Source organism: Tabrizicola sp., assembly GCF_031377265.1.
Lineage (GTDB): Bacteria > Pseudomonadota > Alphaproteobacteria > Rhodobacterales > Rhodobacteraceae > JAUYQR01.
Genome location: NZ_JANMET010000013.1, coordinates 1 through 11,174, shown reverse-complemented (window position 1 = coordinate 11,174; position 11,174 = coordinate 1). Strand labels below are relative to the sequence as shown.

At 63.3% G+C, this 11,174-nt stretch carries 10 protein-coding genes and 1 pseudogene; 2 read left to right on the top strand and 9 right to left on the bottom strand.

Annotated elements, in window-relative coordinates:
• The 4 genes from RMO18_RS00895 to RMO18_RS00880 all read right to left on the bottom strand — a co-directional run.
• The coding region (locus RMO18_RS00895; protein ID WP_309663353.1) for an SLC13 family permease at window positions 1-684 on the bottom strand (684 nt) is incomplete at its 3' end.
• Window positions 685-697: 13 nt separating this feature from the next.
• Window positions 698-1,579, bottom strand: a complete 882-nt coding sequence (locus tag RMO18_RS00890) for a DMT family transporter (protein ID WP_309663352.1) — start codon at window positions 1,577-1,579, stop codon at window positions 698-700.
• Window positions 1,576-2,388, bottom strand: coding sequence for a TIGR00282 family metallophosphoesterase (locus RMO18_RS00885; RefSeq protein ID WP_309663351.1), 813 nt, complete (start codon window positions 2,386-2,388; stop codon window positions 1,576-1,578). The genes RMO18_RS00890 and RMO18_RS00885 overlap by 4 nt, the downstream gene beginning before the upstream one ends.
• A gap of 85 nt (window positions 2,389-2,473) precedes the next feature.
• On the bottom strand, window positions 2,474-2,704 hold the full coding sequence (locus tag RMO18_RS00880) for a hypothetical protein (protein ID WP_309663350.1): 231 nt from the start codon (window positions 2,702-2,704) through the stop codon (window positions 2,474-2,476).
• A gap of 466 nt (window positions 2,705-3,170) precedes the next feature.
• On the opposite strand from RMO18_RS00880, the gene RMO18_RS00875 reads away from it, so the two are divergent.
• Window positions 3,171-5,564, top strand: a complete 2,394-nt coding sequence (locus tag RMO18_RS00875; RefSeq protein ID WP_309663349.1) for a ligase-associated DNA damage response DEXH box helicase — start codon at window positions 3,171-3,173, stop codon at window positions 5,562-5,564.
• Between the two features lie 146 nt (window positions 5,565-5,710).
• A complete protein-coding gene (pdeM, locus tag RMO18_RS00870) occupies window positions 5,711-6,358 on the top strand; it encodes a ligase-associated DNA damage response endonuclease PdeM (RefSeq protein ID WP_309663348.1) in 648 nt (215 codons plus the stop codon).
• Here the strand turns inward: pdeM and folD are convergent.
• The 5 genes and pseudogenes from folD to RMO18_RS00845 all read right to left on the bottom strand — a co-directional run.
• The gene (folD, locus tag RMO18_RS00865) at window positions 6,355-7,242 is read right to left on the bottom strand and encodes a bifunctional methylenetetrahydrofolate dehydrogenase/methenyltetrahydrofolate cyclohydrolase FolD (protein ID WP_309663347.1); all 888 of its coding nucleotides are present in this window, start codon (window positions 7,240-7,242) and stop codon (window positions 6,355-6,357) included. The two genes, pdeM and folD, sit on opposite strands and share 4 nt — an antisense overlap.
• Window positions 7,243-7,323: 81 nt before the next feature.
• Window positions 7,324-9,000, bottom strand: a complete 1,677-nt coding sequence (locus tag RMO18_RS00860; RefSeq protein ID WP_309663346.1) for a formate--tetrahydrofolate ligase — start codon at window positions 8,998-9,000, stop codon at window positions 7,324-7,326.
• Between the two features lie 245 nt (window positions 9,001-9,245).
• Complete coding sequence (locus RMO18_RS00855; RefSeq protein ID WP_309663345.1) at window positions 9,246-9,848, bottom strand: MOSC domain-containing protein; 603 nt, start codon at window positions 9,846-9,848, stop codon at window positions 9,246-9,248.
• Window positions 9,849-9,869: 21 nt separating this feature from the next.
• Window positions 9,870-10,850, bottom strand: a complete 981-nt coding sequence (locus RMO18_RS00850) for a magnesium transporter CorA family protein (protein ID WP_309663344.1) — start codon at window positions 10,848-10,850, stop codon at window positions 9,870-9,872.
• Window positions 10,851-10,946: 96 nt separating this feature from the next.
• Window positions 10,947-11,174, bottom strand: a pseudogene (locus RMO18_RS00845) (cell division protein FtsH); the annotation flags it as partial.

The window sequence follows — 11,174 nt, the reverse complement described above, 5'->3', positions numbered from 1 at the left end:
GGTGAAGAACTTCATCTTGCGCCGGTCACTCAGCAGCGCGCCCATCGACTGGCGCACCGGCAACAGCCGGTCACCAAACAGCGCAAGATAGATCGCCCCCGCCACCGTCACCGCGATGCCGAGGGGCGCTATCTCGAACAGGCTGAAATGCTCCAGCCCCTTGTCGCGCGCAACCCCGTCGACCAGAATGTTCGTGGATGTCCCGATCAGCGTGATCATGCCGCCAAGCACCGTCAGATAGCTGAGCGGGATCAACAGCTTGGATGGCGCGGTCTTGATCTTCACCGCAATCTGGATCACCACCGGGATCATCACCGCCACCAATGGCGTGTTGTTCATGAACGCCGATGCCACCGCAATAAACCCGAACAGCACCGCGATCGTAGTCTTCGGGCGGTCGCCGACATAGCGCCCGGCGGTGGTGATGATCATCTCCACCGCGCCGGTGCGCACCAGTCCCCCCATCACCAGAAACATCATCGCGATGGTCCACGGGGCCGAGTTCGACAGGACGCTCGTCGCCTCCTTCACCGGCAAGATGCCAAGGATCAGCATCGCCGCCGCGCCGCCGATCGCTGTCACTTCTACCGGGGTGCGTTCCATCACGAACAGCACGAACATCACCACAAGGATGGTCAGCGCCACAAACGGCTGCGCCTCTGCAGGGATCGCCAGTCCGAACATCAAACCTCCGCTGTCAGGCCAAAGCCGGCTGCTTGGATCGTGGCTGCACCAATGCCACACCCGCCAGCATCACTACAAGCGCCACCCAGACCAGCGGCGAAAACCGCTCACCCAAAAGCAGCATTGCCCAGAAAACCCCCGATGCGGTGACCAGATAGGAACATTGCGAGGCAAAGACCGACCCGGCCTTCGACGCCAGCCAGACATAGCTGGCATAGACCAGCGCATGCACCACCGACGACAACACCAGCGCGCCCTCGGCCCGCCCCAGCGGCAAAGGGTCAACCCACTGCCCGGTTGCCAAGGCAATCGGCGCCGCCAGCACCATCCCCACGACCGACACGCCAAACATCGCCTGCAACGCATCCATTCCGGCCATGCCGCCGCGCGACACGTAATTCACTTCTATCGCATAGAATAGCGGCCCGATCATCGCCACCATCACCCAGCCAAGGCTGATCCCGCCGCCCGGATTGGCGATCAGCACCACCCCCAACAGCCCCAGCAGCAACCCCGCCAGCCGGGCGACGGAAAACCGGTCCAACCCGAGCGTCAGCGCCATCACAAACGCCAGAAGCGGTACTGTCGAAATCAGGATCGACATGATCCCTGCGGGCAGATGCACCACGGCCGCATAGAAACTCGCGTTCGGCAAGATCGTGCCGATCACCGCGATGACGATGTAGAAGGTGAACGCCTCACGCGTGAAGACCAACCCCTTGCCGCGTACCGCCGATACGATCCCCAGCACCAAAGCACCTATCGCCAGCTGCCAGAAGATCAGCCCGAACGGCTGATGCCCCGTGGCCACCGCCATCTTGCCCAAAGACTGCGTCGACCCCCAGCCTACGCCCAGGACCGCCAGCACAACGACAAAGAACCACCGCTCGCTCAAGGCAGCGCCTCTTGCAAACGCCCGCCGACGCGGATCATCCGGACCTTCGTCGCGCGCCCCGTGCGGTCATCCGTCTCGACATAGACGCCCGACAGCGTCGCCGGCCCCTCCGCCGGTTCAAACCTCCCCTTGGCCATCCCGGTGATGAACCGACGCAACGGCTCCAGCTTCTCCATCCCGATTACAGAATCATAATCGCCGCACATGCCAGCGTCGGTCAGATAGGCGGTGCCCTTGGCCAGGATCATCGCATCCCCGGTCGGCACATGCGTATGCGTGCCCACCACCAGGCTTGCCATCCCGTCGCACCAATGGCCCACCGCCATCTTCTCGCTGGTGGCCTCGGCGTGAATATCGACAATTGTCGCCTGCACCGCCGCCCCCAGCGTGTGGGTCTTCAGCACCGTCTCCAGCGCGCTGAACGGATCGTCAAACGGCCGCTTCATGAACACCTGCCCCAAGGCTTGCGTCACCAGCACCCGCCGCCCCTGCGTCGCTTCGAACACCTTTGCCCCCTTGCCGGGGGCGACCTTGGAAAAATTCAACGGCCGGATGATGCGCGGCTCGCTGTCGATAAAACTCAGCATGTCCTTCTGGTCAAAGGCATGGTCGCCCAGCGTCAGGCAATCCGCCCCCGCCTGCAGCAAGACCTTGGCATGTTCGGGCGTCAGCCCCGCGCCCTGGCTCGCGTTCTCGCCATTGACCACCACGAAATCGAGGCCCCAGTCGGCCCGCAAGCCTGCCAACCGCTCCACCACCGCCGCGCGCCCGGCACGGCCCATCACATCGCCAAGGAATAGAAGTTTCATGCTGACCGGATTATGCCGCCGCCCTTGGACGGGCAAGCGGATTCGCAAGCCCGCAGACCGGCCAACCTGCCAGTCGTCCCGACATTTACCCCCGCCAAAGCGAACAGCGCAGCCGCACCACCCAGCCCTTTTGCCCGGAATACCTGGACCCCATCGCTGGCCCCAAAGATGTGGCCAGCCGCTCGACGGGTGGGATCGCACGGCCTCTCGCCGACGCCGGGATGACGTCCTGCCCCGCCGTCTGGCTTGCCCCCAGAATTGCCGCCTCATCATCCGGCTGGCGGTAGCTTCGACCGACACTCGTGCTCAGCGTCACCGACCCGCCCCTGCAGAACGTCGATCCCGACACATTCACCTCAAACGGGTAATCCCGTCCGGTGCCGCCGCTGGTGAAACTGTCCAGCCGCCCCCAGGGATTGCCAATGGAGGCCGCGGCATAAAGCGGATTGGCCGTGCCACCGCCCGCCCGGCCACCAGCACCCCACGCAACGCCATAGCATCACCTCTTGATTTACGGCCTCAGAATTACCCCGCGGCTCTGGCGTCAGTGGGGCGCCGGCCCGCAAACGCCGATGCAGGCGTATCTCCTCGAATGGTGCCGCCTCGTTCGCCCGATTCGCCCCGCATGGTTAACGCTTCCCTGTCTTGTCGTGCGTGTAGACGAAAAGAAGACGCGATGAAGACGCAAAGAAGATACGACTTCCTCAACAAAATCCGTATATTAACCTCCAGATCGCCTAAACCCGGTTCCCCGCGCCGCAACCCCGCCCTATCTGTGACGCATGATGCCTTTCCCCACGGCCCTTTCCGACTGGTTCACCGCCAAAGGCTGGACCCTCCACCCGCATCAGATCGACATGCTGGCCCTTGCCGACGGCCCGGCCACGCTGCTCATCGCCCCCACCGGCGGCGGCAAGACGCTTGCGGGTTTCCTGCCAACCCTTGTCGAACTTGGGCCAAACCCGCCTCCCGGCCTGCACACTCTCTACATCTCGCCGCTCAAAGCCCTGACCGCCGACATCCGCCGCAACCTGCGCACGCCCATAGAAGGCGCCGCCCTGCAAATCCGGGTCGAAGACCGAACCGGCGACACCACCTACACCCAGCGCCGTCGTCAGCGCGCCGATCCGCCGCATATCCTGCTGACCACGCCGGAAAGCCTCGCCCTCCTCCTGTCCTACGAAGACGCCCCTCGCATCTTTCAAGGATTACAACGCGTTATCGTTGATGAAATCCACGCCCTTGCCGAAAGCAAGCGCGGCGATCAACTGACCCTGCAACTCGCCCGCCTGCAATCGCTCAACCCCACCCTCCGCCGTATCGGCCTTTCGGCCACCGTGGAAAACCCGCCCGCCCTCGCCCGCTTCCTCGCCCCCGATACCACCATCCTGCAGGCCGACCCCGGCCCCGACCCCGACATCTCGATGCTGGAAACCGAGGCTTATCCCCCCTGGTCCGGTGGCGGCGGCCGCTATGCGATTCCGGCAATTCTCAATGAAATCAACCGCCACCGCATCACGCTGATCTTCCACAACACTCGGGCGCAGGCGGAACTGTTCTTTCACGACCTCTGGCTACAAAACTCCGAAAGCCTGCCGATCGGCATCCACCATGGCTCGCTCTCGCGCGAACAGCGCGACCGCGTCGAACAGGCGATGGTCGCGGGCGCGCTGCGCGCCGTGGTCTGCACCGGCTCGCTTGACCTCGGCATCGACTGGGGCGATGTCGATCTGGTGATCCAGGTCGGCGCGCCAAAGAACGTGAAACGCCTCGTGCAAAGGATCGGCCGCGCCAACCACCGCTACAACGCCCCCTCCAAGGCCCTGCTCGTCCCCGCCAACCGTTTCGAAGTGGTCGAATGCCAGGCCGCCCTCGACGCCGTCCGCGCCCACACCCTTGATGGCGATCCGCGCGGTCCCGGCCCCCGTGATGTGCTCTGCCAGCACATCCTCGCCACCGCCTGCGCCGGGCCGTTCAACGCTGCGGCGCTCTACGCCGAAGTGATCACTGCCGGGCCCTATGCCCTTCTGACTGAAGCAGAATTTGACGCCTGCCTCGATTTTGTCGCCACCGGCGGCTATGCCCTGCGCGCCTATGACCGCTGGCAGAGATTGAAGTTAACAAATGGTAAATGGCACCTGCGCGACCCCCGCGCCGCCGCCGTGATCCGCCAGAACCTCGGCACCATCATCGACATCGACACCCTTAAGGTCCGACTGAAGAACCACATGGGCGGGATGCCGTTGGGCGAGGTGGAGGAAGACTTCGCCGCCACCCTCACCCCCGGCGATACCTTCCTGATCGGCGGCCAGGTCGTCCGTTACGAAGGCCTGAAGGAGCTGACGGTCGAGGTGACCCGCTCCCCCGGCCGCGACCCGAAAGTCGCCGTGTTCAACGGCACCAAATTCGCCACCTCCACCCTGCTCACCGACCGTATCCTGCAGATCTTGCAGCAAGAAAGCTGGCCCGACCTGCCCACCCACACCGCCCAATGGCTCTCTCTGCAACGCGAGGTCTCCCGCCTCCCCGACCCGCAGTCCCTGCTGTTGGAATCCTTCCCCCATGACGGCCGCGAACACCTCGTGGTCTACGGCTTTGCGGGCCGCAACGCCCAGCAGACCCTGGGCCTGCTCCTCACAAAACAGATGGAATCTCAGGGTCTTGACCCCTTGGGCTTCACCGCCACCGATTACGCCACCCTGATCTGGGGCCTTGAACCCGTCACCGATGCTGCGGCCCTCTTCAACCCTGAAACCCTCCGTCAGGGCCTTGAAACCTGGCTCTCCGGCAACGCGGTGATGAAGCGAACTTTCCGTGCCAGCGCCATCATCGCAGGCCTCATTGAACGCTCCAACCAAGGCCGCCGCAAGTCCGGCCGCCAGGCCACCTTCTCCTCTGACATCCTCTACGACACGCTCCGCCGCTTCGACCCCGACCATCTCCTCCTGCAAATCACCCGCGAAGAGGCCCTGCGCGGCGTGATCGATTTCTCCCGCATCGAGACCCTCCTCGCCCGTGTCGGCCCCAACATCACCCTCATCCGCCTGCCTCGCGTCACCCCGCTCGCGGCCCCGCTGTTCTTTGAACCCGGCCGCATACCCGTCCACGGCCAGGGCCGAGACCGCCTCGCCTCCGAGGCCGCACAACAGCTGATGCAGGCCGCAGGTCTGGCTTAGCCCATTGCTCTTTGTCCAAATACCCCCGCGCGGAGCGCCCCTGAGCCTGCACGCCAAGGCGTGCGGGCGAGGCAAAACGCCGGTGCGCAGCACGCAATTCAAAAACCGCCCTTGCCGCAAAGCCGCCGTCAGGGCAGATATCGCCAATGCACCACGCGCTCTTCTTTCACGGCGAAACGCTGCACCTTCTGCCCTCCGGCGCGCTGCACTGGCCCGCCCGTCAACTGATTGTCGTCTCCGATCTGCACTTCGGTAAATCTGAACGCCTCGCCCGGCGTGGCGGCAGCCTGCTGCCCCCCTACGAGACCCGCGCCACCCTGGCCAAACTTGATGCCGATCTTGAGGATACCCGCGCCAAGACTGTGATCTGCCTTGGGGACAGCTTCGATGACAGCGCCGCAGCCGAGAGTCTGGAAGAAACGGATACGCTTTGGCTGACCCGTCTGATGGCCGGGCGCGACTGGACATGGATTCTTGGAAACCATGATCCCGGTCCGGTCACCATCGGCGGCACCTACCGGGCTACGCTGAAGCTCGCACCCTTCGCGTTCCGCCACATCGCCGAAATCGGCGAAGTGGCTGAGATTTCAGGCCATTACCATCCCAAGGCGCGGCTCGCAGGCCGCAGCCGCCCGTGTTTTCTGGCCGACCGTCAGCGCCTGATCCTGCCCGCTTATGGCACCTACACCGGCGGCCTTTGGTCCGATGACGCGGCCCTGACGGCGCTCATGGCCCCTGACGCGCTGGCCATCCTGACCGGCACCCGCGCCCTCGCCATCCCGATGCCGCGTTAGGCCGTCAGCCCTTCGGGTTCCGGCAACCCGTTGGCCCGGCAGCAGGCAGTCAGCGTATTGGCCAACAGGCAGGCGATCGTCATCGGCCCCACACCGCCCGGAACCGGCGTGATCGCGCCCGCCACCGCTGCGGCACTGGCGTAGTGCACATCGCCGACCAGCTTGATCTTGCCGTCCCGCTGCACCCGGTTGATGCCGACGTCAATCACCGTGGCCCCCGGTTTCACGAACTCGCCCGTAATCATCTCGGGCCGCCCGACTGCCGCCACTAGGATGTCCGCCCCGCGGCAAACCGCGGCCAGATCCTTGGTCCGCGAATGCGCAATCGTCACCGTGCAGCTGTCACCCAGCAACAGTTGCGCCATCGGTTTGCCCACAATGTTGCTGCGCCCAACCACGACGGCATTCATTCCCGACAGGCTGCCAAGGTGGTCACGCAGCATCATCAGGCACCCCAGTGGCGTGCAGGGCACCATGCTTTTCTGACCGGTCCCCAAAAGCCCGACGTTCGAGATGTGAAAGCCATCCGCATCCTTGGCAGGATCAATCGCATTGATCACCAGTTCAGAGTTCAGGTGCGCCGGCAGCGGCAACTGTACAAGAATGCCATGAACTTTCGGGTCGGCGTTCAGCCGCCCGATCAACGTGAGAAGGTCAGCTTCCGATGTGTCGGCAGGCAGCTTATGTTCGAATGATGCCATTCCGACCTCAACGGTCTGCACGCCCTTGTTGCGCACATAAACCTCTGATGCAGGGTCTTCGCCCACCAGAACCACAGCCAACCCCGGCGTGATTCCGTGTTCTTCCACCAGCCGCGCCACATGCGCCGCCACTTGCGCCCTGACCCGCGCCGCAAAGGCCTTGCCATCAATCACAGTCGTCATCCAAAATCCTCTTTCATGCATCCGGGGCAGACCTCCCCGCGAAATCAATGCTTTGACTGCGCGGGGCTCTCGCCTGAAGGCTTAGAACAAGCCTTCAACGTGGCCCAGGTCGTTCAGCCGGATCACTTCGGCCGACGGCACCTTGGGCAGGCCCGGCATTGTCATGATCTCACCGCAGATCGCTACGATGAAGCCTGCGCCAGCCGAAAGCCGCACCTCCCGCACCGGCACCGAATGGCCGGTGGGTGCCCCGCGCACTGACGGATCAGTGGTGAAGGAATACTGCGTCTTGGCGATGCAGATCGGCAGATGGCCGTAACCCGCGGCCTCCCACGTCTTCAGCTGGTCGCGGATCGACTTGTCGGCGATCACCTCGTCCGCATGGTAGATACGCTTGGCAATGGTCTCGATCTTCTGAAACAGCGGCATCTCGTCAGGGTAAAGTGGGGCGAAGTTAGACATGCCGGATTCCGCCATCGCCACGACCTTCTTGGCCAGCTCCTCGATCCCCGCCGACCCTTGCGCCCAGTGCTTGCACAGGATCGCCTCGGCGCCCTGCGCGGCCACGTATTCCTTTACCGCCGCAATCTCTGCATCGGTGTCGCTGAAGAAATGGTTGATCGCCACCACCACCGGCACGCCAAAGCCTTTGACGTTGCCAATGTGGCGGCCAAGGTTCGGGCAGCCCTTCTTCACCGCTTCCACATTCTCGGCCCCAAGATCGGCCTTGGCCACGCCGCCGTTCATCTTCATCGCGCGCACCGTGGCTACGATGACTGCCGCTGCCGGTTTCAGCCCCGCTTTGCGGCACTTGATGTCAAAGAACTTCTCGGCCCCAAGATCGGCACCAAAGCCCGCCTCGGTCACCACGTACTCGCCCAGCTTCAGCGCCGTCTTGGTGGCAATCACCGAGTTGCAGCCATGCGCGATGTTGGCAAAAGGTCCGCCATGCACGAAGGCCGGGTTGTTCTCCAGCGTCTGCACCAGGTTCGGCTGCATCGCGTCCTTCAACAGCACCGTCATCGCGCCATCGGCCTTGAGGTCACGGGCGTAGATCGGCTTTTTCTCGCGGGTATACGCCACGACGATATCGCCCAGCCGCTTTTCCAGATCAGAAAGGTCATTCGACAGGCACAGGATCGCCATGACTTCCGACGCCACTGTGATGTCAAACCCGGTCTGGCGCGGAAAGCCGTTCGACACGCCACCCAAGGACACGACGATGTCGCGCAAGGCGCGGTCGTTCATGTCCATCACCCGGCGCCAGACGATCCGGCGCTCGTCGATATCAAGGCTGTTGCCCCAGTAGATGTGGTTGTCGATCATCGCCGACAGCAGGTTGTGGGCGCTGGTGATGGCGTGGAAATCGCCGGTAAAGTGCAGGTTCATCTCCTCCATCGGCACCACTTGGGCATAACCGCCGCCAGCAGCGCCGCCCTTCATCCCGAAGTTCGGGCCAAGGCTGGCTTCGCGGATGCACACAACGGCCTTCTTGCCAATCCGGTTCAGCCCGTCACCCAGGCCCACCGTGGTGGTGGTCTTGCCCTCGCCGGCCGGGGTCGGGTTGATCGCGGTCACCAGAATCAGTTTGCCGGACGGGCGGCCCTCCAGTGACTTGATGAACTCCTGACCGATCTTGGCCTTGTCATGGCCGTAGGGCAGCAGATGCTCAGCCGGGATACCCAGCTTTGCCCCGATTTCCATGATCGGTTTTTTCTTGGCCTCGCGCGCAATCTCGATATCGGTCTTGAAAGCCATGGTCATCTCCCAAAGGGCAACTGTTCTGTTTGCGACGTGATACCGGGCCGAAGCCGGGTTCCTAGGACCGATTCCGACCTAAACACCGCGAAATTCGCCAGCCGACGTTTCCGATCGGAAATATCTCCCGCCGGATGCCACGGGTCGTGCAATCCGTTGAAATTTGCCTGCTCTTTGCAGCAATACTCCACAGGTGGTCCGGAGGGTGTGAAACCCTCCGGGGTCGCACAGGCCCTCCGGCAGACCTATTCCCGCGCCGCGTCCAGATGCGCCCAGGCACGTTGGTCAGGAATATGCAGCCTCACCCGGTCACCTACCCTCAGAATGCCTTCGCGTTCCACCCAGGCTGTCACGCCACGCTTGCCCTCAGCCGCCGCCTTGAAGGCTTTGCCATGGCCGGGCCGCGCTTTCTCGATCGTCGCGGCAGGTTCCTGACAAGGGCGGTTCTGCATGTCGAGCACCAGCGTCACCCCGTCGGGCCCCTGCAACCGCGACGATGGCGGCAGGTGGCTGAAGTCCGGGATGCCCCCGATCACCACTGACGCGCCAACCCAAGCGTAATCCATCGCATCCAGACCCAGCGCGCCAGCGATCTCGGCCATCTCTTCAGCGCTGACCACCGACAGTTGCCGCACGTTGCGGATTTCCGTTCCACGAGGATGCTGTGCCTTGACCCTGTTGCAGGCGGGTCGTGTGTCTCCGGCATGGCTTTCGCCAGCAAAGCCCGCAAAACTCAACGGCATTTCCGCCACTGGTTTGGCGCGGATCACCAGGTTTTCCACCGGTTCAGCCTGCGCGCCAAGCCACAGGACGGTGCCTTCAAAGGCGGTTGGCAGCAAGGCAGGCATCAGTTCAGGTCCTTTTGCCGGTTACAGAAGTTTCTTCGCCCGAAATACCAGCCACGGCACCAAGGCTGACAGCACCATCAGGCCAATGGCCATAGGATACCCCCATGGCCACTTCAGTTCAGGCATATGGACAAAATTCATCCCATAGATCGAGGCGATCAAGGTCGGCGGCAAAAACACGAAGGCCACGACAGAGAAAATCTTGATGATGTCTGACTGGCGGATGTTGATGACACCCAAGGTGGCGTCAAGTTGAAACCGGACCTTGTGCGATTGCGTGGTTGCCGCCTCCAGCAAATAGCGCACGTCGCGCGCCAGCGTCTCGACCTGCCCCTTGTTCAGGCCCTGCAGGATCTCGCCCGCTTCACCGGTCAGCGGTGTGCCCAGATAGCCCAGCAGGCGCTGCAGGGTCGACAGGCTTTCCAGCACCTTGCCGTTCAGGTCTTCGGCCCGGCCGATCCGCTGCAGCAATGCCGATAACGTACTGCTCTTGCCGCTTGGCCGATGCGCTGCAAAGATCGCCCGTGTCAGGCCGTCCAGCTTGCGCGCCTCGCCCTCGATGACATCGGCAAGCCGGTCCACGACCGTCTCGATCAGCGCCATCAGGGTGGTCTGGCCGGTGCTGCACCCCATGTCATGGACCTTCGCCCATTCGACAAAAAAGTCGAAAGATCCCGGCTTGTGGTAACGTACCGTGATCAACCGGTCGGGTGTCAGCATGAAGGTGACGGGCGCGATTTCGGTTTCGTTTGGGTCATGCGTGGCGATGATCTGCGCCGTCAGGTACACGGCACCGCGCTCCGAATACAGGCGCGAGGAGGGTTCGATCTCCTGCATGTCCTCATGGGTCGGGATGTCGACAGCCAGGGCCGCCTCCAGCCTGTCCTCTTCTGCGGCGTCAGGGTTGGCCAGGTCGATCCAGACGATGGCAGCGAGGTCCGACAGATCGCCCCCGACCGATGGCTCCAGCCGACCGTTCAGCGTTTTGTATGTCGTGATCATTGCCGCGCTCCGACTTTGCTGCACCCATTCCTACCGGCCTTGCGCCACAAGCAAAAGGCCCCGCAGAAGCGGGGCCTTTGGGGAACGGTATTTTGCTCAGATCGCCGGTTCCGGCTCCGACCCCGGTTTTGGCGCCTTGGGCCGGGTCTTCGGGATCGACGCGATGGACGTCGTGGTGCCGCCGCCCGACGCAGGCTTGTCGGCATCGTCGGCATTGCCCGGAGGCTCGCCAGCAATAACCTTGCGGATCTCATCCCCGGTCAGGGTTTCGTATTCCAAAAGCCCCTTGGCCAGACGCTCGAATTCCACCGATTTCTCGGTCAG